This window comes from Sphingomonas sp. (genome assembly GCF_036388435.1).
Classification (GTDB): Bacteria; Pseudomonadota; Alphaproteobacteria; order Sphingomonadales; family Sphingomonadaceae; genus Sphingomonas.
In genome coordinates, this window is sequence record NZ_DASVRV010000046.1 from 256,213 (window position 1) to 276,326 (window position 20,114).

Consider the following 20,114-nt stretch of genomic DNA (forward strand, 5'->3'; position numbering starts at 1 on the left):
CCATGTACAAATACGACCAATACGACCAGTCGATCGTCGATGCCCGCGTGGACGAGTTCCGCAACCAGGTGCAGCGCCGACTGGCCGGGCAGATCACCGAGGACCAGTTCAAGCCGCTGCGGCTGATGAACGGCCTCTATCTCCAGCTCCACGCCTATATGCTGCGTGTCGCGATCCCCTATGGTACGCTTGACAGCCGTCAGATGCGAATGCTCGCGCATATCGCGCGCAAATACGACCGCGGCTACGGCCATTTCACTACCCGCCAGAACATCCAGTATAACTGGATCAAGCTGGCCGACGCCCCCGACATCCTCGCCGATCTCGCGACCGTGGAGATGCACGCGATCCAGACGAGCGGCAATTGCATCCGCAACATCTCCGCCGACCAGTACGCCGGCGCCGCCGCCGACGAGGTCGCCGACCCGCGTCCCTGGGCCGAGCTGCTGCGCCAATGGTCGACCTTTCACCCCGAATTCAGCTACCTGCCGCGCAAGTTCAAGATCGCGGTGATCGGCGCCGACGAGGACCGCGCGGCGATGCGCCTCCACGATATCGGCATCCAGCTGGTCGAGCGCGACGGCCGGCTCGGCGGCCGCGTCTTCGTCGGCGGCGGCATGGGCCGTACCCCGATGATCGCCCCCGAGATCCGCGACTTCGTCGGTGCCGACGACCTGCTCAGCTATCTCGAAGCGTGCCTGCGCGTCTATAATCGCTACGGCCGCCGCGACAACATCTACAAGGCGCGGATCAAGATCCTCGTCCACGAGATCGGCGCCGACGCGTACCGCGCCCAGGTCGAGGAGGAGTTCGTCGCGGTCAAGGCGCTCGGCATCGACCCTCCCCAGGCCGAGTTCGACCGCATCACCGCCATGTTCTTAGCCCCGCCCTACGCGGCGGACGCGCCCCAGGGGGTCGACCGGTCCGATCCCGATTTCGCCGTCTGGCTCGACCAGAATGTCCGCGAGCACAAGCGGCGCGGCCATGCGATCGTCAACATCAGCCTGAAACCCGTGGGCGGCATCCCCGGCGACGCGACGGCGGAGCAGATCGACCTCATGGCCGACCTCGCCGAGCGCTACAGCCATGACGAGCTTCGCGTCACCCATGCGCAGAACATCGTCCTGCCCCATGTCCGCCAGGCCGATCTCCACGCGGTTTGGCGGCGATTGTCGGCGGCGGGGCTGGCTGAGCCCAATCTCGACCTCATCACCGATATCATCGCCTGCCCCGGCCTGGATTATTGCAGCCTTGCCAATGCCCGCTCCATCCCCGTCGCGCAGAAGATCCAAGCCCGTTTCACCAGCCCCGAACGCCAGCGCGACCTGGGCGAGTTGAAGCTCAAGATCAGCGGCTGCATCAACGCCTGCGGCCATCACCATGCCGGCCATATCGGCATCCTTGGCGTCGACAAGAAAGGCACCGAAAACTACCAGCTCTCGCTCGGCGGGTCGGGCGCAGAGGACGTCTCGCTCGCCAAGATCACCGGTCCGGGCTTCTCGGAGGACGGCGTCGTCGATGCGGTCGAGCGCGTCACCGACAAATATCTCGCCGTCCGCACGGAAGGTGAGCGCTTCCTCGACACCTATCGCCGCCTCGGCATGGAGCCGTTCAAGGAGGCCATCTATGGATGACGCCGAACAGACGGATATCGGCGGCGAGCCCCTGCTCCGCTTCCGCGACGACGAACCGCATGACGAGCCCGCCGTCACGCTCGACTCCTTCGTCGCCGGCCAGACCAACGCCACCGCCGTCCGGCTGGAGGCGGGCGACGATGCGCGCGCGCTGCTGCCGTTCCTGGAGCAGCTCGCGCTCGTTGAGGTAAGCTTCCCCAGCTTTCGCGACGGTCGCGGCTATTCCGCCGCGCGCATCCTGCGCGAGGGCGGCTACCGGGGCGAGCTCCGCGCGGCGGGCGACGTGCTCGTCGACCAGCTTCCCTTCATGCGCCGCTGCGGCTTTGACAGCTTCGCGCCCGAAGCGGAGCTCGACGCCGCCGCCCTGACGCGTGCGCTGGCGCGCTACGATCACCATTATCAGCCCGCCGCCGACGCGGCCGTCCCGGTCTGGAGATCGCGTCATGGCTAGTGCCGCGCGCGCGCTCGACTGGATCGACACCGGCCGCGTCTATACCCCTGACGACGCGGCCCTGTTCGAGGAACGCTTCGCGGGCGTCCCCGCCCCCGCCATGCTCGCCGACCTGCTGACGGGCGAGCTCAAGGGTCGGATCGCCGCCGTGTCCTCCTTCGGCGCGGAGTCGGCGGTGCTGCTCCACATGATCGCGGCGGTCGACCGCGACACGCCCGTCATCTTCACCAACACCCAGAAGATCTTCGGCGAGACGCTGGCTTACCGCGACGCGCTGTCCGAGCGGCTGGGCCTCACCGACCTGCGCGTCTACCGCCCCGATCCGCGCCTGCTGGCGGCAAAGGACGCGACGGGCCTGCGCTGGTCCTACGATCCGGACGGCTGCTGCGAGGTCCGCAAGGTCGAACCGCTCGGCCGTGCGCTTGCGCCGTTCGGCGCCTGGATCAGCGGTCGCAAGGGTTTCCAGTCCGGCACCCGCCGTGCCCTTCCCCGCTTCGAGGCGGAGGCCGGCCGCCTCAAGATCAACCCGCTGGCGAGCTGGTCCAAGGCCGATCTCGACGCCTATTTCGCCGACGCCGAGCTCCCCCGCCATCCGCTGGAGGCCCAAGGCTATCCGTCCATCGGCTGCGCACCCTGCACCTCGAAGGTCCAGCCCGGCGAGGACCCCCGCGCCGGCCGTTGGCGGGGCTGGGACAAGGTCGAATGCGGCATCCACGTCGCCAACACGCCGGGCGAAGACCCGATCTTCTAGCTTCCCGCCCTTACGGTGTGGGATCCGGTGCGGCGACGCTCCGGCGCGAGGCATGGCGCCTCGGAACTGCTCCAGTCAATCGGCCTGGCGAGGAACGCCGCCGCCGCTGTCGGCTTGGTCACGTCGTCGCCGGCCGCGACTTCGAACACGCGCGATATGTTGTTGTCGAACCCGGCCAAGGCCTCGTTCAACTGGCCTGCTTCGATGGCGCTGATCTCGGGCCGGTACGTGCGGCGGCTCATGACCGTCCGCACCACATTGCCGTCGAGCCATGCCTGCCGCCAATAATCCACTCCGCCCAGCTGCCGGTCGACCGGCTTGGCCGCGACGCTCCAACGCCGCTTCGGGCCGTTCGCCGGAAGCCTGATCGTGGTCGCCCAGCAGCGGAAGCGCGGAAAGTCGGTCGCCCAGGGGATCGTCTGATCCTGCTCCTTGGGTCGCTTGAGCGGAGCCGGGGGCGTGAACCCCGCCCCGAGGATGTCGAGCGATCGGCCCTCCTTGTCGTCGCCCTCCCAGCTCGGCTTGCCTTCGCCGCTCAGGCTCAGCACCACGACGCCGCCATCTTCGTCATAGCGCCACGTCGTCCGGCTCGGCTCGACCCAATTCTCCTGCTCGCGCCAATAGGCTCTTTGGGCGCGATCGGCATCGGCCGCCGTCAGGCTGACGAGCCGGGCGCGGATGGCCTGCGCCTCATCGCCCCGTATGATATGGCGGACCGCGACCTTGGCGGGCACGGCATATCCCGCGCTCGCGTCGACCTCCAGCTCCATGACCGCCAGCGGCACGGTCGGGGCGACCGGTTCGACCGCTTCCAGCTCGGCGGCGGCGGCGCGTAGCGGCAGTCCCCAACGAAACCCGGGCGCCGGCAAGGTCGCCAGCCGACGATCGCCGAGCCGGGTCCCGTCAAGCCAATATGACCGGCCGTCCACCGTGGCCCGGACGACGACATGATCGAACACGCCCGGCATCGCCAGACGCTGGTCGAGACCATCGCCACCGGCCGAATTGACCAGCACTGCCTCGGCCGGAATCCCCAGCCCGCGAAGCACCGCGACCAGCAGCACCGTTTTGGCCTTGCAATCGCCGAACCGTCGCGTCCAACTGTCGTCGGCGCTGGCCGGACGGTAATTGGCGCCGTCCAGCCCGACATAGACATAGCGTATCTGCTCCTGCACCAGCCGCAGCGCCGCCTCGACCCGCGCGGTCGGCTCGGTCGATGCCCTGGCGATCCGATCGATCTCCGCATGGAGCGGCGACCCGGCCTTCAGCCTCGAGGCCGCGTCGAACATCGGCCAGAGCTGGCGGGACACCGCCGCCCAATCGGCCATCGTGGAATATTGCAACGTCCGGTGCAGCGCGAAGCGCGCGGGGGCTCCCTCGGCCGGGATGACCGATTGCGGGTCCCTCAGTTCATAGACACGCTCCTCCTCCGTACCGCGAACCGCGACGCTAGGCGCGACGAGGTCCGCCGTCGCCCGCCACCGGACGCCCCGGTCCTTGGGCGACAGGAACCGTAGCCGATACGACCCCAGCACACCGCTCGGCGGAAGCTGAGTGAAGCCTTGCGACAGTCCGCCCAGATTGGCATCGCGCCTCCGAACCGTCACCGCGAATTCCAGCTCATCCCCGACTCTGAGCCCCGGCGCCTGCAACGTCGCGGTCAGCGCTCCGTCGAGCATCGAGCGTTCGAGATTGTTCTCGCGTTGGATCACGTCGAACTTCTGCCCGGCGAGCACGTCGATCACCTGTCCCTCGCGCAGGATCCTGAGCGCGTGAACCGTTACGCGGTCGGTGGCGGGACTCCATTCCAAGGTGACATTGCCCAGCGGCAATGCTTCCGGCGCGAGCAGCTTCACGCGGTAGGCGGTATGGGTTTCGTCCGCATCCGCGCCCAGCCGCACCTGTGTATCGGCATAGATCACCCGCAGCGGCATCCCCGGCGGCGTCGCACTGGTCGTCGGCACGGGTGCGGCGACGACCCAGCCCGGCGCCGGGGCGTAGACGATCCCGCGCGATGACGGCTCCGCTGCGACGGCCGCCGTCGACGACGCGGCTGCCCATCCTGCCGCAAGCAACCATCCCCGCATCGCCGACCCCTTTTTCCCGGATGATAGCGCGGGACGCGGGCGTGGCAATGCCGTCTTGAAAGCCCCTGTCCGTACCGACGAGACGCCGATCGTCCTGTTCGGACGAGCGGGAACACTGCTCCGCCCCCGCCGTTCTCCCGCCAGACCCGACGATCCGGGCCGCAATGGAGAGCCGATTATGACCCATGTTTCCGCCGTCTTCGACACCGAAGCCGAAGCCGACCGCGCGTTGGCCGATCTGCGCGCCTCGGGCATTCCCGACCGCGCGCTGTCGATCATCGTCAAGCATGACGGCAAGACCACCGAGACCAGCGGCACCGGCGAAACGCACCACGCCCATGGCAGCATCATCCGCGGCCTGCTTGGCGGCGGCGCGCTCGGCGCGGGGCTCGGCGTCGCCGCGCTCGCCATTCCCGGCGTCGGCCCGCTCGCGGCGCTCGGCGCCATCGCCGCCTCGGCCGCTCCCGAAGCGGCGATCATCGGCGGCGCGCTCGGCGCGGCCGCGGGCGGGCTGAACGAGATGCTCAACAAGCATGGCGTTTCCAAGGAAGATACGGCCTATTATTCCGACCATATCGGCCGCGGCGGCACCTTCGTGTCGATCGACACGCATGGCGGCACGGCCGACGCCTCGATGGTCGAGCGTATCCTGCGGGACAATGGCGGCCACAACTCGTCCAACGCCCGCACGGGCACGACGACGGCCGCCTACTGAGCCCTTCGCGATCCTCCCCGAGCCGGGCTCGGGGAGGAAAGCGCTCGCCCGCTCGGGTGAGTGATAGCGGCCGAGAGCCTATCCGGCTTCAATATCCCGCATAGTCCGAGAAGCGCGTGAACATCGGGTCGAACTTCAGCGTCACCTTGCCCGTCGCGCCGTGGCGCTGCTTGGCGACGATCAGCTCGGCGAGGCCATAGACCCGCTCCATGTCCGCCGCCCATTTCGCATGGTCGTCGAAGGTCCGCCCGTCATCGCCCTCGCTCGGCCGCTTGGGTTCCTTGGCGGCGACATAATAATCCTCGCGGTAGACGAACCACACCATGTCCGCGTCCTGCTCGATCGACCCCGATTCGCGCAGGTCGGACAGCTGGGGCCGCTTGTCCTCGCGCTGCTCGACCGCGCGGCTGAGCTGCGACAGCGCCAGCACCGGTACGTTCAGGTCCTTGGCCAGGGTCTTCAGGCCGCGGCTGATCTCCGAAATCTCCTGCACCCGGTTCTCCGCCGACCCCTTGCCGCCGCCCGTCAGCAGCTGGAGATAATCGACGACGACCAGCCCGATCTCGTTATTGTGCCGCCGCTGGAGCCGCCGGACGCGCGTGTGCAGCGCCCCGATCGACAGGCCGCCCGTATCGTCGATGTAGAGCGGCAGATTCTCCAGCTCCGCCGCCGCGGCCGCCAGCTGCCCGAACTCCGCCTTGGAGATCTTGCCCATGCGCAAGGATTCGGAGCTGATCTTCGACTGTTCGGCCAGGATGCGCGTCGCCAGCTGGTCCGCGCTCATCTCCAGCGAGAAGAAGGCGACCTTGGCGCCGACCGAGTCGGCGGGCGCGATGCCGTCGCGCATGTCCTGCATCCAGCGCCGGGCCGCGTTGAAGGCGATGTTGGTCGCCAGCGCCGTCTTGCCCATGCCCGGACGCCCGGCCAGGATCATCAGGTCGGAATGATGCATCCCGCCGATCTTGGCGTTGATCGAATCGAGCCCCGTCGTCACGCCCGACAGGTTGCCGCCCGAATTGAGCGCGCGCTCGGCCATCTTGACCGCCATCGTCGTCGCCTGGGCAAAGGACTTGACCGCGTTCTCGGCGCCGCCATCGGCCGCGACCTTGAACAGTTCCTCTTCCGCCAGCTCGATCTGCCCGCGCGGATTGACCTCTTCCGACGTGTCCATCGCCCGGTCGACGAGGGTGCGGCCCACCGTCACCAGCGCGCGCAGCATCGCCAGATCGTAGATCTGCGTCGCGAACTGCCGCGCGCCGATCAGCCCCGCGCCCGATCCGGTCAGGCTCGCCAGATAGGCGGGGCCGCCCAGCTCCTTCATCCCCTCGTCTGCGTCGAACATGGGCCTGAGCGTCACCGGCGTCGCCAGCATGTCGTTCGCGCGCAGCGTCTTGATCGCGGCGAAAATGCGACCATGGAGCGGCTCGAAAAAATGCGCGGGCTCCAGCCGGTCAATAAGGTCGTCGGCCAGCCGGTTGTCGATCATCATCGCGCCCAGCATCGCCGCCTCCGCCTCGACGTTGCGGGGCAGCTGCTGGGGTTCGGGGGCGGGGGTCGGAGTCGGGAATACGAGCGTTGCCATGCCCGCCCGTCTGGCCGACCCCGCCGCGTCACTCAAGCTGCACTGCCTGGAAAGCGTGGATAACCTCGCGCCGTGCCCTTAAGGCGACAACATGGCCGATCCGCGCATCATCGACGTGTCGCTCGACGAGCGCACGATCCTGTGGCGGTCGGCCGATGTCGAGCAGGAACGCCGCATCGCGATCTTCGACCTGATCGAGGGCAATCACTTCGCCCCCGCGCGCGCCTATCCCGACGGCTATGCCGGCCCTTACCGCATCGCGCTGTCGGTGGAGGAAGGCCGGCTCGCGCTCCACATCAAGCGCGAGGACGACACGCTGCTCGAGACCCTCGTGCTCGCGCTAGGCCGCTTCCGCCGCCCGATCCGCGACTATTTCGCGATCTGCGACAGCTATTACCAGGCGATCCGCGCCTCGACCCCGCAACAGATCGAGACGGTCGACATGGCCAGGCGCGCGCTCCACAACGAGGCGGCCGAGCTGCTCCGCGAGCGGCTGGCTGGCAAGATCGAGGTCGACTTCGACACCGCGCGCCGCCTCTTCACGCTTATCTGCGTGCTCCACATCCGGGGATGACCATGACCGACCCAGAGACCCGCGACCGTCTCATCGCCGCGGCCCGTCAGGCCGCTCGCCACGCGCACGCCCCCTATTCGCGCTTCGCCGTCGGCGCGGCGGCGTTGTTGACCGACGGGACGATCGTCATGGGCGCCAATGTCGAAAACGCCAGCTACGGTCTGTCGCTCTGCGCGGAGACCGTCGCGATCGCCACCGCCAGCGCGGCCGGCCGCCTCGCCGACATCGTCGCGATCGGCGTGGTGGGCGGCATGATGGACGCAGGGAGCGCGGCGCAGGGCACCGACCCCGTCCGCCCCTGCGGTCGCTGCCGCCAGGTGCTGAACGAAGCCGCGCAGCTGGGCGGGCGCGATCTGGACGTGTGGTGCGGCGGCATCACCGGCGACCGGATCGAGGCGCACCGCCTGTCCGCGCTGCTCCCCCACAGCTTCGGCCCCGCCGATCTGGGGCTCTGACCCCCGGCAAGCCGGTCACCATTCCCCGTCAAGGGCGCGCTCGCCGCACAGCTCCGCGATCCGCCGCACCTCCGGCGTCTCGCGCCGCCCGACCCCGCCACCGGGCAGGACCCAGTGATCGCTCCGCCCATAGCCGTTGCGGACCAGCAGCGACGCGCCCGCCCGGTCGAACGCCGCCACCTTGACCCCGCGACTGGACCAGCGGAGCAGCCGCAATGACCGGCGCCGGAGCACGTAAGCGATCTGGACCGCCGCACGCCTCGACGGGATCACGACGCGCACGCCGCGATCGGGATCACACCGGCACCAATGGCTCATGGGGTGGCGGCGGCAGGTCGACTCCGATTCCGTCGCCCGAGCGCACCGCGCCGCCTGCGATCACGATCGCCATCACCCCGGCCTTGCGGACCAGCGCGCCTTCGGGCGTCCGGTCGAGCACCGCGGCGAGCAGCCCCGGGCGATGCCGCTCGATCTGCGCGCAGGGATTGCGGAGCCCGGTCACCTCCACCACCGCCGCCGCGCCCAGCCGAAGCCGCGTTCCGCGCGGCAGCCCCAGCAGGTCCACCCCGCGCGTGGTGACATTCTCGCCCAGCTCGCCGGGCGTGATCGCGAAGCCCTTGGCCGCGAGTTCGTCGAACAGTTCGGCGTGGATCAGATGGACCTGGCGCAGGTTCGGCTGGGTCGGATCGGCCCTGACACGCGACCGGTGCCGGACCGTCACACCCAGATGCGCGTCGCCCTCGGCCCCCAGGCCGGCGAGCAGCGTGATGGCCGCCGCCGGCCGCTTCGAGAACTCATGGACGCCGGATCGCGATACGGCATGGACCTCGGCGCGCATCGGCTCTCCCGTCCCAAAGAGCTGATCGTCCGCCCCGGCCGCGCCGCCGTCAATGCCCCTTGCCGCCCCGAAGCGTTCGGGCGAAGACGGCAGCGAGGGGAGCGTCACCATGTCCGTCCAATCCGATCGCTGGATCCGCGAGCAGGCGCTCGCGCACCGCATGATCGAACCCTTTGTCGAGAGTCAGCGGCGCGACGGGTGCATCAGCTATGGCCTTAGTTCCTACGGCTATGACGCGCGGGTCGCCGACGAGTTCAAGATCTTCACCAATGTCGACTCGGCGGTGGTCGATCCCAAGGACTTCGCCGCGAACAGCTTCGTCGACCGCAAGACCGATATCTGCGTCATCCCGCCCAACAGCTTCGCGCTCGCGCGGACGGTGGAATATTTCCGCATACCCCGCGACGTGCTCGTCATCTGCCTGGGCAAGTCGACCTATGCCCGGTGCGGGATCATCGTCAACGTCACCCCGCTCGAACCCGGTTGGGAGGGGCATGTGACGCTGGAATTCTCGAACACCACGCCGCTGCCCGCCCGCATCTACGCCAATGAGGGCGCGTGCCAGTTCCTGTTCCTGGCCGGGAACGAGCCCTGCGAGGTCAGCTATGCCGACCGCGCCGGCAAATATATGCGCCAGACCGGCGTCACCCCGCCGCGCCTCTAGGGCGAGGTCGACATTCGGCGTGGCGTCTTGGCGAGGTTCACGCGAAGGCGCGAAGAAGGAGTCCGGGCGGCCGCATACGCCGGACGGGAAATCTCCGCGTCCTCCGCGCGAACCGACTTCCTTCGCGCCTTCGCGTGAACATCCGATCGACGATCATGACCGCCTTGTAGCTCGAACGGATGTCGATCCAGTCTAGAAAGCGCCCGGCAGGCCGGGATTCCCGGCCTGGACCGAGGCGACCGGGACCGGGGTTCAGCGCGACGCGATCGCCACGTTGCTCGGGAGCGATGCCAGCGCCGTCGTCGCCAGGCTGTGCGAGGACACCTCGTGGCCCGATGGCAGATCCAGCATCGTCGCGGGGCGCGCGAGCACCTGCGCATAGAGCGCGCTCGCTTCGGCGACACGGCCGGTGCGGCTATAGACGGCGGCGAGGTTGAGCATCAGCTCGGGCCGGTTCGGGAAGATACGTCGTTCGGCGACCAGCGTCCGTTCCGCAGCGGCGAAGTCGCCGGCGGCGATCGCGCGATAGCCCGTGCGATCCTTGGCATGGAGCGGCGCGGCCATGGTCGTCGTCGCCATCGCCATCGCCATCGCCGCCAAAACAAAGTGTCCACGCATTTGCCTGTCCTTTCATTACAGAGTTATGACATCTGTATGACGCGAAGGTGACAACGGTGCAAGCGGGATCGGCATACCGAATCGGCGCGGTGGACGATGAGCCTCGACCCTGGCCGGGGCTGTGCCATGCTGTCGGACTCTCCCGGTTCGAAACGCGTGAAATCCCGACCGGATCGGGTCGCGCGGACACGAAAAAGGGCGGCCCCGAAGGACCGCCCCATGCCCGTCGCCCGATCCCGATCGGATCAGAAATCGCGGTAATATTGCTCGTTGCCGACAAAGCCGAGCTTGCTGATGTTCGACCGCTTGATCACCGCCAGCGTCTGGTCGACGACCTCGTAGCGCGCCTTGGGGTCGGGCTGGAACTGCAACTCCGGCTCGGGCACGATCGTCGCCGACTGGTCGAGATACTGGCGCAGCGTGACCTCGTTAACGGGCACGTTGTTCCAGGCGATCAGCCCGGCCGGATCGATCGTGATCTTGTTCTTCTGCGGATCGACCGGCGGTTGCTGCTGGTTCGGATCGTTGACCGGCAGGTCGACCTTCACCGCATGGGTCTGGATCGGGATGGTGATGATGAACATGATGAGGAGCACGAGCATGACGTCGATCAACGGCGTCGTGTTCATTTCCATCATGGGTTCACCGTCCTCGGTGCCACCGCTCATCGACATTGCATATGCTCCTGAATACTAGCCTCGACCCTATGCAGATCAGAAGTCACGGTAATACTGCTCGTTGCCGACAAACCCGAGCTTAGTGATGTTCGAACGCTTAATGACCGCCAGCGTCTGATCGACCACGTCGTACCGCGCCTTCGGATCAGGTTGAAATTGCAACTCCGGCTCGGGGGTTACTGCTGCCGACTGATCGAGAAACTGACGCAACGTCACGTCATTAACAGGGACGTTATTCCAAGCGACCAAGCCAGCGGGATTTATCGTAATCTTGTTCTTCTGCGTATCGACTATGTTCGGCTCACCGCCCTGCGGCAGGTCGACCTTCACGGCATGGGTCTGGATCGGAATCGTGATGATGAACATGATCAGCAGCACGAGCATGACGTCGATCAACGGCGTCGTGTTCATCTCCATCATGGGTTCACCGTCCTCGGTGCCACCGCTCATCGACATTTCAGATACTCCTGACTCACGGACTTGGGTATAACGATCTTAGGTACGCACCACCGCGCCGCCGGGAGGCGGTTCGGAGATGAAGCCGACCTTGGCGAAACCGGCGCGCTGCATGGTGTAGATCGCGCCGCCCACGCACTGCCACGGCACGTTCACGTCGCCGCGGATATGCGCCTCGGGCAGCTCGAGCGCGGGGTTGCCGACGCCGCCCTGCCGCGCGATCTCCGCCTTGAGCTTGGCGACCGCGCGGTCCTCCAGCTCCTGGTGGCCGACCCGGCTGGTGTTCCAATAGACGGCGCAGGTCCCGTCGGGCGCGGTCGAGATCGACAGCGACACGTTCTCCGGCTTGGTCTGGGTCGGGTCGAAGCGCACCGCCGGCAGCTTCAACGGCACCGTCTGCAGCACGACCGGGATCGCGATCAGGAAGATGATCAGGAGAACCAGCATCACGTCGACCAGCGGCGTGGTGTTGATGTCCGACAGTGGTTTGTCTTCGGTGGAGTCGCCACCAACGCTCATCGACATGGGCGTGTCATCCTAACGATATTCGGCGCGGCGTCCTGATCCGCCGGCCAGGTTGACGGGGCCGTCACCGCGACGGCCCCGCCCGATTCGAACTTACGAGCGATGCTGGACGCCGCCGGTCTGGCCCGCGGTCGTCGTGCCCGGCGTGCCGGCCGCGCCGGTCGCGGGACGTGCCGTGGAGCCGGCCGCGGCGGTGGCCGCCTTGACGGTCGTCGGACGCACCGCGCCGTTCGACGCCAGGAAGCCGAGCACGTCGTTCGAGAAGGACGACAGCTCCTCCGCGATCGCCTTGTTGCGGCGCTGGAGCCAGTTATAGGCGAGCACCGCGGGCACCGCGACGACCAGGCCGAGCGCGGTCATGATCAGCGCCTCGCCGACCGGACCGGCGACCGCGTCGATCGACGCCTGGCCAGACGAGCCGATCTTGATCAGCGCGCGGTAGATGCCGATGACGGTGCCGAACAGCCCGATGAAGGGGGCCGTCGCGCCCACCGTCGCGAGGAACGCCAGGCCCGAGCCGAGCTTGGAGTTGATCGACGCTTCCGACCGCGCAAGTGAGCCGTGGAGCCAGTCATGCGCCTCGACCGGATCGGTCAGGCGGGTATGCTGCTCCTGCGCCATCAGGCCGTCGTCGACGAGCTGCTTGTAGGCGGAGTTCTTCTCGAGCTTGGCCGAACCCTCGCGGAGCGAGTTGGACTGCCAGAAGGCCTGACGCACGCGCTTGGCCTGGTTCATGATCTTCTGCTGCTCGAACAGCTTGGAGAAGAGAATGTAGAACGAGACCACGGACATGATCACCAGGATGGCGAACACGGACTGGGAGATCAGGCCGCCTTCGCGCAGCGCGGCCGACAGGCCGTAGGGGGATTCGCCGGTGGCGGCGGCGCCGCCGGCGGCGAGGATGGTGGTCAGCATCGTTTATCTATCCTTCTTGGATCAGGTTTTATCGGGGTGAAATCGGAACGGGACGTCAGTCTCTGGGCATCGTCCAACGAACTGCCACCGAACTGGTGGAGCTTATCGGGTTACCGCTGTCATCGCGGGCGGCGCTGTACTGAACGCGTCTCGCGCCGGAGCACGTGGCCCTGTCCAGATCGGCATTACCGCTCGACGACGTCACCACGCAATCGGTCACACGTCCGTTCGGCCCGATCGTGATCCGCGCGGCGACACGGCCCTCGGCCTCGGCCCTCAATGCCGCCGGTGGATAATTGTCCGAGCTGAAATACCGATTCGGATCGCCCTTTGCGGAAGCGCGCTGCGACACGCGCGGCGGAGCCGGCGGGGCGGGTGCGGGAGCCGGCGGGGCGGGCGGTGCGGCGATCGGCGTCGGGATATAGACCGGCGGCGGGGTCGGCACCGAGGATATCACCACGGGCGGCGGGTTCGGATTGCGCACGATCGGCGGCGGCGACACCACGGGGGGCGGCTGCAGGTCGGGCTGCTCCGGCGGCGGGGGCGGGGGCTCCTCGGGCGGCGGCGGGGGTGGCGGCTCTTCCACGTCGAACGTGTTCAGCTTCTCGGTCGCCGCCTTGACGTACTTGTACGCGAGGCCGGTGACGAGAGCGTAGCCAAGGGCCGCGTGGATGACCGCGACGATAATCATCGCGATGATCTTGCCCGATGACGCTTTTTGGTCGGCATAGGCCATTCGGCAACGTCACTCCTTTATAATTCCGGTTCACGCTGCCGTAGCGTCGCGCCGGTTACCGCTGCAACGGGCCAAAATCCCTGCACGGTCGCCCCATGTCCTAACGGGAGGCTAACGACCGTGCAAATGCTTTGTCGGGCGCAACAAAGCACCAATCCGCGGAATCCGCTTTTGTTTCTGTAACATTCAGAACGAATGGCGTAGCGGCGCGCGGATGCAGATCGCTCCGCCTGTTCTTCGCCGCCCGCTCCCGATCGCGTTGCTGCTGGCGCTGGCCTGTCCCGCGACGGCGCAACAGCCCGTTCCCGCGACCGTCGCCGCCGGCGAGCAGGGCGCCCTGCCCTATGCCGATCTCGCCGATCTCGTGCTCGCCAGTCCGGTGATCATTGACGCCACGATCCGCTCCACCGCGCGGATCAAGCCGGCGGAGGCGCCCGGCCTGGCGCCCGGCGCGGCGCGGCTTTATGTCGAGGTCGACGCGGCGGCGTTGATCCGTGGGCCGGGCGGGCTGCCGCCGCGGATCGGCTATCTGCTCGACCTGCCGCTCGACGCGCGCGGGCGCGTGCCCAAGCTCAGGAAGCAGCGTGTGCTCGTCTTCGCGCGCCCCGTGCCGGGCAGCCCGACCCAGCTCCAGCTCGCCGCCCCCGATGCGCAGATCGCCTGGACCCCGGCGACCGACGCCCGCGTTCGCCGGATCGCGCGCGAGCTGGTCGCGGGCGACGCCCCGCCCGCGATCGCCGGGGTGGGCGGCGCCTTTCACGTCCCCGGCGCGCTGCCGGGGGAGGGCGAGACGCAGATCTTCCTGCGCACCGCCGATGCCAAGCCCGTTTCGCTTTCCGTTCTCCGCCGCCCGGGCGAGGCCGTTCGCTGGTCGGTCGCGCTGTCGGAGATCGTCGACGAAGCCGCCGAACCGCCCGCGCGCGACACGCTCCTCTGGTATCGGCTCGCCTGCGGCCTGCCGTCCGCGCTGCCCGAGGCGGCGACCGCGCAGCTGGCCGAGGCCGACGCCGCCCGCGCGCGCGCGGATTACCGGTTCGTGCTCGACCGGTTGGGCGCGTGCGGCCGGTCGCGCGCGGTGACCTCCAGCAGCTGACCCGTGGTCGACCGCGCGCCCTCCAGGAAGCGCGCGGCCGCCGCGACATCGGCGGGGTCGGCGTCCGGCGCCGCGAGCAGCGCGTTCACCCGCGTCCCCGGCGCGCGCTCGATCGCGAAGGGGCCGATGGCCGCTCGCGCCTGCGCCATCGTCAGCGGGTCGAGCGCCGGGTCGATCAGCACCAGCACCGATTCCGCGTCCGCCGATCGCACCGGCGCGACCAGGTCGCCACCCGGCCCGATCGCCACCCTCAGGCTCGCCGGCCGATCGATCACGGCCGGTGTCGCACCAGGGTGATGCCGATCGCCTCGCCATTCTCGCTGATCGCCAGCTTGACGATCTTGACCGTCACCCGCCGCACGCGCCGGTCCTGCAGGAACAGCGTTTCGGCGATATGGTCGGCGACCCCCTCGATCAGCGTGAAATGGACGCCGGGCGGCAACGCGCCGGTCGCGGCATGTTTGAGGTCCAGGTAATTCTTCGACGCCGACAGGGGCGTATCCGGCTCGAACCGCCCCGGCGCGTCGAGCGCGACCGACACGGAGATGCGGAGCGGCTGGGGAAGATGCGTCTCCTCCGAATAGATGCCGGTCAGCACCGGCACCTCCATGTCATGGACCTCTAGTTCCAATGTGTCGTTCGGGGGGGCGTTCATGCCGGCGTCCTTAGCAGACGCAGCGGGTCGCGCGATCCCCTTCCCCGATCCCCCGCGCTCCGCTAGGCCGCGCCCCTTTTCACCGATCGGACCCCGTTTGTTGAACCACCTTCCCCTCGCCCAGGTCGATCCGGTCGCGGTCGAAGACCTTCTCGACCGGGCATTCGGCCCCGATCGCCACACGCGCACCGCCTATAAGGTGCGCGGCGCGGCAGCGGCGATCCCGGAACTCAGCGTCGCCGCGGTGGATCGGGGCGTGCTGGTCGGCACGGTGCAATGCTGGCCGATCGCGCTGGCGGGGGATGACGGCCTGGTCCGTCCGCTCGTCATGGTCGGCCCCGTCGCGGTCGATCCGGCGCATCAACAGGGGGGTATCGGCCGCGCGCTGATGACGCGGGCGCTCGCCGCGGCCGAGGGGCAAGGGGCCGACCGGGCCATGATGCTGATCGGCGATCCGGAATATTATGGCCGCTTCTTCGGCTTCACCGCCGATCGTACCGCGCGCTGGCGCCTGCCCGGCCCCGTCGAGCCCCGGCGGCTGCTCGCGCGCGGCGACGGGGTCCCCGACGTCGCCGGGCGGCTCGGGCCCCGCGGGCACGCCGCCGCTCTGGACGCGCGCACCGCCGCGGCCTAACTCCCCGTCCATGCCGATGCCCGACCAGCCCGACCTCCATTCACTGTCGCTCAGCCAGATCGCGCAGCTCGCCGCCGATGCCAAGCTGCCCCCGGTCGACAAGTGGAACCCCGCCCATTGCGGTCATTCGGGGATGCGGATCGCACGCGACGGCACCTGGTTCCACGACGGCTCCCCGATCGGCCGCGAGACGATGGTGCGGCTCTTCTCCTCCATCCTCCGCCGCGAGCCGGACGGCGGCTTCGTGCTCGTCACGCCGGTGGAAAAGCTCGACATCGACGTCGAGGACGCGCCCTTCACCGCCGTCGAGATGAAGGCGGAGGGCGACGGAGCCGAGGCACGGCTCGCCTTCCGGCTCAACACGGGCGATCTTGTGACCGCCGGCCCCGACCACCCCCTGCGCTTCGCCGTCGACGACATGGGCGATGGCCTGCGCCCCTATCTCACCGTCCGCGCCGGCCTGGAGGCGCTGGTCGCGCGCCCGGTCTATTACGACCTCGCCGACCGCGCGATCGCGGGCGACGACGACGTGCCGGGCGTGTGGAGCGACGGCGCGTTCTTTCCCCTGCCCGCGCAGGGATGACGCTGGCCGATCGGCTGCGCGCCGCGCTCACGCGCGATGCGGGCGGGCTCGACCTCATGGCCGGGGATGGTGGCGACCTCGACGGCCAGGCGCCCGACACGCCGATCCCCGCCGCCGTGCTCGTCCCCGTGACCGATCGGACCGAGCCGGGCGTGATCCTGACCCAGCGCACCGCGTCCCTGCGCACCCATGCGGGCCAGATCGCCTTTCCCGGCGGGCGCATCGACCCCGGCGACCGCGACGCAGTGGCGGCGGCCCTGCGCGAGGCGGAGGAGGAGATCGGCCTGCCCCGCGAGCGCGTCCAGGTGGCGGGCACCGCCGACCGCTACCGGACGGTCACGGGCTTCGACGTGACGCCCGTGATCGGCGTCGTCCCCCCGGATCTCGCGCTCCGCCCGGCCGAGGCGGAGGTGGCGAGCGTGTTCGAGGTCCCGCTCGGCTTCCTGCTCGACCATGCCAATCATGTCCGCGCGCACATGGACTGGCGCGGGCGGCGGCGCGATTATTGGGAGATCGCCTGGGGGGAACGCCGCATCTGGGGCGCGACCGCGGCGATGATCGTCAACCTCGCGCGGCGGCTGCGATGGACCTGATCCTGCCGCCCGCCCCCTGGCGCGCGCGCGCGGGACTGGCGGCGCTGACGACCGTGCTCGGCGCGGCGGCGGGCGATGCGCGCTTCGTCGGCGGGGCCGTGCGCGACACGCTGCTGGGGCTGGAGGTCTCCGACGTCGACATCGCGACCCGGCTCACCCCCGACCGGGTCGTCGAGCGGCTGCGCGCCGCCGGCATCCGCGCCGTGCCCACCGGTCTCGCGCACGGTACGGTGACGGCGGTGCTGCCGTCCGGCCCGGTCGAGGTCACCACGCTGCGCCGCGACGTCGCCACCGACGGGCGGCACGCGGTGGTGGCGTTCAGCGACGACTGGCGGGAGGACGCGGCCCGGCGCGATTTCACCATGAACGCGCTTTATGCCGATCCGCTGTCGGGCGAGGTGTTCGACTATCATGGGGGCCGCACCGATATCGCGGCCGGTCGCGTACGCTTCATCGGCGACCCGCATCGGCGCATCGCCGAGGATCATCTGCGCATCCTGCGCTTTTTCCGCTTCCAGGCGCGCTTCGGGACCACCGTCGACGGCGACGGCCTCGCCGCCTGCGCCGCGCGCGCCAACGACCTGATGGCCTTGTCGCGCGAGCGGATCGCGGCCGAACTCCTCAAGCTCCTGGTCGCGCGCGACGCGGTGGCGGTGATCCGGCTGATGGTCGATCACGCGATCCTGCGCGCCGTGCTGCCGGAGATCGCGCCGGACGGGGTCGACCGGCTCGCCCGGCTCGAAGCGGCCGAAACGCGCGCGCGCATCGCGCCCGACGCGATCCGCAGGCTCGCCGCGCTACTGCCCGCCGAGGCGGCCGATGGCGTCGGCGCCCGGCTGAAACTGTCGAACGCCGACCGCAAGCGCCTCGTCGCGGCGCGAACCGGCATCGGCGACGAGGGTCCGCGCGGGCTCGCCTGGCGCGCGGGGATCGAGAGCGCGGTCGACCGCCTGCTGCTGGCGGACCAGCCGATCGACGACCTGCGAAACTGGACGCCGCCGCGCCTGCCGGTCACCGGCGGCACGCTCGTCGCGCGCGGTCTCGCCAAGGGTCCGGATGTCGCGCGGACGCTCCGGGCGCTGGAGACCGCCTGGATCGCCCAAGGCTTCCCCGCCGCACTTCCCGATCAGCTGGTGGAGGACGCGATCATCGCGAACGCCGCGTCGGGGGAAAGCGGGCGGGCGTAGAAAAAGCCCTGCCCCATCTGACAGCCCAGCGCCGACAGGGTCTGCGCCAGCTCGCCGGCCTCGACCCCCTCCGCGACCGTCCGCATCCCCAGTGCCTGGGCGAGGCTCAGGATCGCGCGGACCAGCGCCACCTTGTCCCGGTCGGCGAGCATGTCGGTGATGAAGCTCCGGTCGATCTTGAGGATGTCGATGGGCAGTTTCTGGAGCAGCGCCAGGTTCGAATAACCCGTTCCGAAATCGTCCATCGCGATCGTCGTGCCCAGTTCCTTCAGCGCCCGCATCAGGCGTGCAGTCCGGTCGGGATCGGCGACCAGCGCCGATTCGGTCAGCTCCAGCTTCAGCCGCTGTCCCGACAGCCCCGCTTCGGACAGCGCCCGGTCGACCAGCGTGACGATCCGGTCGCGCTGCAGCTGGATCGACGACAGATTGACCGCGACCTGAACGCCGCAATCGCCGCCCGCCCGCCGGTCCCATTCGGCCAGCGCCCGGGTCGCCTCCTCGATCGCCCAGCGGCCGAGCGGGACGATCAGTCCCGATTCCTCCGCGACGGGGATGAAGTCCGCCGGCGACACCTCGCGGCCTTCCTCGTCCGTCCAGCGCGCCAGCGCCTCGAAGGCGACTACGCGTCCCGTCGCCAGGTCGCAGATCGGCTGATATTCGTGGCGAAGCGTGCGCTGCTCGACCGCCCGGCGCAGTTGGGTCTCCATCGCGAACTGGCGCCGCGCCGCGGTGAAGGCCTGGACCTGATAGATTTCGACGCGCCCGCTCATCTTGGCGCGCTTGGCCGCGAACTGGGCGTGGCGGACCAGCTCGTCGCCCCAATCCTCGTCGCCATCGGTGCGATCGGCGCCGAATGCGATCCCGACCGCCACGTCCACGCGGATCTGGTAGTCCGACAGCCGGAACGGCGCGACGAGCGCGCGTTCGATCCGCCGGGCGACATGCTCGGCCTCGATGCGCTCCTCGTCGATCTCCAGCAACACGGCGAACTCGTCCCCGCCGATCCGCGCCAGCCCGTCGCGGGCGCGCAGCGCGCCCTTGATCCGCCGCGCGACGCTTATCAGCAGCTCGTCGCCCGCCAGGCCGCCCAGGCAGGCATTGACGCGCCCGAACCGCTGGAGGTTGATCACCAGCACCGCATGGCGGTCGCGGCGCTGCTCGACCGCGTCGACCAGGTCGCCATAGCCTTCGCGATTGGGCAACCCCGTCAGGCTGTCGGTGGTCATCTCGCGGCGCAGGTTGCGCTCGCTGCGTTCCTGCCCCGTATGGTCGACGAAGCTCAGCGTGCAGCGGTCGCCGACGACCGCCGTCATCCGCGCGGCGGTGACCCGAAAGAAGCGCGCGTTGATCGAATCGCCGATCGCCCATTCGAACTCGGCGCGCAGGTCGCTCGTTTCGAGAAACAGCGCCACATGCGCGTCCAGCGTCGGCGACAGCAGCTTGTCGTCATAGGGGCAGGCCAGCCGGGCCAGGCGAAAGGCGCGATTGCTCGCCAGGATCGAGGATCGGTCGCCCTCGCGCACCACATGCGCGGCCGGGATCGAGATCAGCTCCATCGCCCGCTCGATCAGAGCGGGGGGTGCCACCGCGAGGGGATTGAGAAGCTGGGCCGGCATGGGACCGGTCTAGGGTGACGTGGGTTAAGGCCATCTAAACCCCCACTTCTCCCAGCTCCTTCATGCCGGACCGAC

25 protein-coding genes are annotated in these 20,114 nt (G+C 69.0%); 12 read left to right on the plus strand and 13 right to left on the minus strand.

All coding sequences use genetic code 11. The annotated features are described in order from the left end of the window. Nucleotides 1-2 precede the first annotated feature (2 nt). The 3 genes from VF592_RS11045 to VF592_RS11055 are packed head-to-tail and all read left to right on the plus strand — an operon-like array spanning nucleotide 3 to nucleotide 2,836. Nucleotides 3-1,634, plus strand: coding sequence for a nitrite/sulfite reductase (locus VF592_RS11045; RefSeq protein ID WP_331005673.1), 1,632 nt, complete (start codon nucleotides 3-5; stop codon nucleotides 1,632-1,634). Next, nucleotides 1,627-2,085, plus strand: a complete 459-nt coding sequence (locus tag VF592_RS11050) for a DUF934 domain-containing protein (RefSeq protein ID WP_331005674.1) — start codon at nucleotides 1,627-1,629, stop codon at nucleotides 2,083-2,085. Before VF592_RS11045 ends, VF592_RS11050 begins: the two co-directional genes overlap by 8 nt. Beyond that, nucleotides 2,078-2,836 (plus strand): phosphoadenylyl-sulfate reductase, encoded by a 759-nt coding sequence (locus tag VF592_RS11055; RefSeq protein ID WP_331005675.1) that lies wholly within the window; start codon nucleotides 2,078-2,080, stop codon nucleotides 2,834-2,836. The genes VF592_RS11050 and VF592_RS11055 overlap by 8 nt, the downstream gene beginning before the upstream one ends. Here VF592_RS11055 and VF592_RS11060 read toward each other — a convergent pair. Continuing rightward, on the minus strand, nucleotides 2,833-4,923 hold the full coding sequence (locus tag VF592_RS11060) for a DUF3857 domain-containing transglutaminase family protein (protein ID WP_331005676.1): 2,091 nt from the start codon (nucleotides 4,921-4,923) through the stop codon (nucleotides 2,833-2,835). The genes VF592_RS11055 and VF592_RS11060 overlap by 4 nt on opposite strands. A gap of 178 nt (nucleotides 4,924-5,101) precedes the next feature. On the opposite strand from VF592_RS11060, the gene VF592_RS11065 reads away from it, so the two are divergent. Then, nucleotides 5,102-5,638 (plus strand): hypothetical protein, encoded by a 537-nt coding sequence (locus tag VF592_RS11065; RefSeq protein WP_331005677.1) that lies wholly within the window; start codon nucleotides 5,102-5,104, stop codon nucleotides 5,636-5,638. 88 nt (nucleotides 5,639-5,726) lie between these two features. Here the strand turns inward: VF592_RS11065 and VF592_RS11070 are convergent, their stop codons facing one another. Continuing rightward, nucleotides 5,727-7,220 (minus strand): replicative DNA helicase, encoded by a 1,494-nt coding sequence (locus tag VF592_RS11070; RefSeq protein ID WP_331005678.1) that lies wholly within the window; start codon nucleotides 7,218-7,220, stop codon nucleotides 5,727-5,729. Nucleotides 7,221-7,311: 91 nt separating this feature from the next. Here VF592_RS11070 and VF592_RS11075 point away from each other — a divergent pair, with 91 nt between their 5' ends. Then, complete coding sequence (locus VF592_RS11075; RefSeq protein WP_331005679.1) at nucleotides 7,312-7,794, plus strand: UPF0262 family protein; 483 nt, start codon at nucleotides 7,312-7,314, stop codon at nucleotides 7,792-7,794. 2 nt (nucleotides 7,795-7,796) lie between these two features. Continuing rightward, nucleotides 7,797-8,249 (plus strand): cytidine deaminase, encoded by a 453-nt coding sequence (locus VF592_RS11080; RefSeq protein ID WP_331005680.1) that lies wholly within the window; start codon nucleotides 7,797-7,799, stop codon nucleotides 8,247-8,249. 15 nt (nucleotides 8,250-8,264) lie between these two features. Here VF592_RS11080 and VF592_RS11085 read toward each other — a convergent pair whose 3' ends face one another. Together VF592_RS11085 and VF592_RS11090 are read right to left on the minus strand one after the other, a co-directional pair. Then, nucleotides 8,265-8,531: a hypothetical protein gene (locus VF592_RS11085; protein WP_331005681.1), complete on the minus strand. Its 267-nt coding sequence runs from the start codon at nucleotides 8,529-8,531 to the stop codon at nucleotides 8,265-8,267. A 13-nt stretch (nucleotides 8,532-8,544) separates the two neighbouring features. Beyond that, nucleotides 8,545-9,198, minus strand: a complete 654-nt coding sequence (locus tag VF592_RS11090; RefSeq protein WP_331005682.1) for an MOSC domain-containing protein — start codon at nucleotides 9,196-9,198, stop codon at nucleotides 8,545-8,547. Here VF592_RS11090 and dcd point away from each other — a divergent pair. Further along, nucleotides 9,197-9,751: a dCTP deaminase gene (dcd, locus tag VF592_RS11095; RefSeq protein ID WP_331005683.1), complete on the plus strand. Its 555-nt coding sequence runs from the start codon at nucleotides 9,197-9,199 to the stop codon at nucleotides 9,749-9,751. The two genes, VF592_RS11090 and dcd, sit on opposite strands and share 2 nt — an antisense overlap. Nucleotides 9,752-10,003: 252 nt before the next feature. Here the strand turns inward: dcd and VF592_RS11100 are convergent, their stop codons facing one another. The 6 genes from VF592_RS11100 to VF592_RS11125 form a co-directional block, all read right to left on the minus strand. Continuing rightward, complete coding sequence (locus VF592_RS11100; RefSeq protein WP_331005684.1) at nucleotides 10,004-10,369, minus strand: tetratricopeptide repeat protein; 366 nt, start codon at nucleotides 10,367-10,369, stop codon at nucleotides 10,004-10,006. A gap of 245 nt (nucleotides 10,370-10,614) precedes the next feature. Beyond that, nucleotides 10,615-11,043 (minus strand): biopolymer transporter ExbD, encoded by a 429-nt coding sequence (locus VF592_RS11105; protein ID WP_331005685.1) that lies wholly within the window; start codon nucleotides 11,041-11,043, stop codon nucleotides 10,615-10,617. 39 nt (nucleotides 11,044-11,082) lie between these two features. Continuing rightward, nucleotides 11,083-11,502 (minus strand): biopolymer transporter ExbD, encoded by a 420-nt coding sequence (locus VF592_RS11110; RefSeq protein WP_331005686.1) that lies wholly within the window; start codon nucleotides 11,500-11,502, stop codon nucleotides 11,083-11,085. Nucleotides 11,503-11,541: 39 nt separating this feature from the next. Beyond that, the gene (locus VF592_RS11115; RefSeq protein WP_331005687.1) at nucleotides 11,542-12,027 is read right to left on the minus strand and encodes a biopolymer transporter ExbD; all 486 of its coding nucleotides are present in this window, start codon (nucleotides 12,025-12,027) and stop codon (nucleotides 11,542-11,544) included. A gap of 93 nt (nucleotides 12,028-12,120) precedes the next feature. Further along, entirely contained in the window at nucleotides 12,121-12,942 is an 822-nt protein-coding gene (locus VF592_RS11120; protein WP_331005688.1) for a MotA/TolQ/ExbB proton channel family protein, read from the minus strand. 55 nt (nucleotides 12,943-12,997) lie between these two features. Next, entirely contained in the window at nucleotides 12,998-13,678 is a 681-nt protein-coding gene (locus tag VF592_RS11125; protein WP_331005689.1) for a TonB family protein, read from the minus strand. Nucleotides 13,679-13,892: 214 nt separating this feature from the next. Between VF592_RS11125 and VF592_RS11130 the strand changes: the two genes are divergently transcribed. Next, nucleotides 13,893-14,771: a hypothetical protein gene (locus VF592_RS11130; protein WP_331005690.1), complete on the plus strand. Its 879-nt coding sequence runs from the start codon at nucleotides 13,893-13,895 to the stop codon at nucleotides 14,769-14,771. Here VF592_RS11130 and VF592_RS11135 read toward each other — a convergent pair. Next, nucleotides 14,705-15,046 (minus strand): Rossmann fold domain-containing protein, encoded by a 342-nt coding sequence (locus VF592_RS11135; RefSeq protein ID WP_331005691.1) that lies wholly within the window; start codon nucleotides 15,044-15,046, stop codon nucleotides 14,705-14,707. The genes VF592_RS11130 and VF592_RS11135 overlap by 67 nt on opposite strands. Next, a complete protein-coding gene (locus tag VF592_RS11140; protein WP_331005692.1) occupies nucleotides 15,043-15,426 on the minus strand; it encodes a dihydroneopterin aldolase in 384 nt (127 codons plus the stop codon). Before VF592_RS11140 ends, VF592_RS11135 begins: the two co-directional genes overlap by 4 nt. 97 nt (nucleotides 15,427-15,523) lie before the next feature. Between VF592_RS11140 and VF592_RS11145 the strand changes: the two genes are divergently transcribed. From VF592_RS11145 to VF592_RS11160, 4 genes are read left to right on the plus strand one after another with little or no spacing between them, the layout of a single operon-like run. Beyond that, nucleotides 15,524-16,060, plus strand: a complete 537-nt coding sequence (locus tag VF592_RS11145; RefSeq protein ID WP_331005693.1) for an N-acetyltransferase — start codon at nucleotides 15,524-15,526, stop codon at nucleotides 16,058-16,060. Between the two features lie 10 nt (nucleotides 16,061-16,070). Next, nucleotides 16,071-16,643, plus strand: coding sequence for a DUF1285 domain-containing protein (locus tag VF592_RS11150; RefSeq protein WP_414714207.1), 573 nt, complete (start codon nucleotides 16,071-16,073; stop codon nucleotides 16,641-16,643). Further along, nucleotides 16,640-17,236 carry a CoA pyrophosphatase gene (locus tag VF592_RS11155; protein ID WP_331005694.1) on the plus strand — a complete coding sequence of 199 codons (597 nt, stop codon included), beginning with the start codon at nucleotides 16,640-16,642 and terminating at the stop codon, nucleotides 17,234-17,236. Before VF592_RS11150 ends, VF592_RS11155 begins: the two co-directional genes overlap by 4 nt. After that, a complete protein-coding gene (locus VF592_RS11160; protein WP_331005695.1) occupies nucleotides 17,227-18,423 on the plus strand; it encodes a CCA tRNA nucleotidyltransferase in 1,197 nt (398 codons plus the stop codon). Before VF592_RS11155 ends, VF592_RS11160 begins: the two co-directional genes overlap by 10 nt. Here VF592_RS11160 and VF592_RS11165 read toward each other — a convergent pair. After that, entirely contained in the window at nucleotides 18,363-20,039 is a 1,677-nt protein-coding gene (locus VF592_RS11165; RefSeq protein WP_331005696.1) for a bifunctional diguanylate cyclase/phosphodiesterase, read from the minus strand. The genes VF592_RS11160 and VF592_RS11165 overlap by 61 nt on opposite strands. Between the last annotated feature and the right edge of the window lie 75 nt (nucleotides 20,040-20,114).

Coding starts and splice junctions, on each gene's coding strand:
- VF592_RS11045 (WP_331005673.1), top strand. CDS start 3: ATGTACAAATACGACCAATACGACCAGTCGATCGTCGATGCCCGCGTG.
- VF592_RS11050 (WP_331005674.1), top strand. CDS start 1,627: ATGGATGACGCCGAACAGACGGATATCGGCGGCGAGCCCCTGCTCCGC.
- VF592_RS11055 (WP_331005675.1), top strand. CDS start 2,078: ATGGCTAGTGCCGCGCGCGCGCTCGACTGGATCGACACCGGCCGCGTC.
- VF592_RS11060 (WP_331005676.1), bottom strand. CDS start 4,923: ATGCGGGGATGGTTGCTTGCGGCAGGATGGGCAGCCGCGTCGTCGACG.
- VF592_RS11065 (WP_331005677.1), top strand. CDS start 5,102: ATGACCCATGTTTCCGCCGTCTTCGACACCGAAGCCGAAGCCGACCGC.
- VF592_RS11070 (WP_331005678.1), bottom strand. CDS start 7,220: ATGGCAACGCTCGTATTCCCGACTCCGACCCCCGCCCCCGAACCCCAG.
- VF592_RS11075 (WP_331005679.1), top strand. CDS start 7,312: ATGGCCGATCCGCGCATCATCGACGTGTCGCTCGACGAGCGCACGATC.
- VF592_RS11080 (WP_331005680.1), top strand. CDS start 7,797: ATGACCGACCCAGAGACCCGCGACCGTCTCATCGCCGCGGCCCGTCAG.
- dcd (WP_331005683.1), top strand. CDS start 9,197: ATGTCCGTCCAATCCGATCGCTGGATCCGCGAGCAGGCGCTCGCGCAC.
- VF592_RS11090 (WP_331005682.1), bottom strand. CDS start 9,198: ATGGTGACGCTCCCCTCGCTGCCGTCTTCGCCCGAACGCTTCGGGGCG.
- VF592_RS11100 (WP_331005684.1), bottom strand. CDS start 10,369: ATGCGTGGACACTTTGTTTTGGCGGCGATGGCGATGGCGATGGCGACG.
- VF592_RS11105 (WP_331005685.1), bottom strand. CDS start 11,043: ATGTCGATGAGCGGTGGCACCGAGGACGGTGAACCCATGATGGAAATG.
- VF592_RS11110 (WP_331005686.1), bottom strand. CDS start 11,502: ATGTCGATGAGCGGTGGCACCGAGGACGGTGAACCCATGATGGAGATG.
- VF592_RS11115 (WP_331005687.1), bottom strand. CDS start 12,027: ATGTCGATGAGCGTTGGTGGCGACTCCACCGAAGACAAACCACTGTCG.
- VF592_RS11120 (WP_331005688.1), bottom strand. CDS start 12,942: ATGCTGACCACCATCCTCGCCGCCGGCGGCGCCGCCGCCACCGGCGAA.
- VF592_RS11125 (WP_331005689.1), bottom strand. CDS start 13,678: ATGGCCTATGCCGACCAAAAAGCGTCATCGGGCAAGATCATCGCGATG.
- VF592_RS11130 (WP_331005690.1), top strand. CDS start 13,893: ATGCAGATCGCTCCGCCTGTTCTTCGCCGCCCGCTCCCGATCGCGTTG.
- VF592_RS11140 (WP_331005692.1), bottom strand. CDS start 15,426: ATGAACGCCCCCCCGAACGACACATTGGAACTAGAGGTCCATGACATG.
- VF592_RS11150 (WP_414714207.1), top strand. CDS start 16,071: ATGCCGATGCCCGACCAGCCCGACCTCCATTCACTGTCGCTCAGCCAG.
- VF592_RS11155 (WP_331005694.1), top strand. CDS start 16,640: ATGACGCTGGCCGATCGGCTGCGCGCCGCGCTCACGCGCGATGCGGGC.
- VF592_RS11160 (WP_331005695.1), top strand. CDS start 17,227: ATGGACCTGATCCTGCCGCCCGCCCCCTGGCGCGCGCGCGCGGGACTG.
- VF592_RS11165 (WP_331005696.1), bottom strand. CDS start 20,039: ATGCCGGCCCAGCTTCTCAATCCCCTCGCGGTGGCACCCCCCGCTCTG.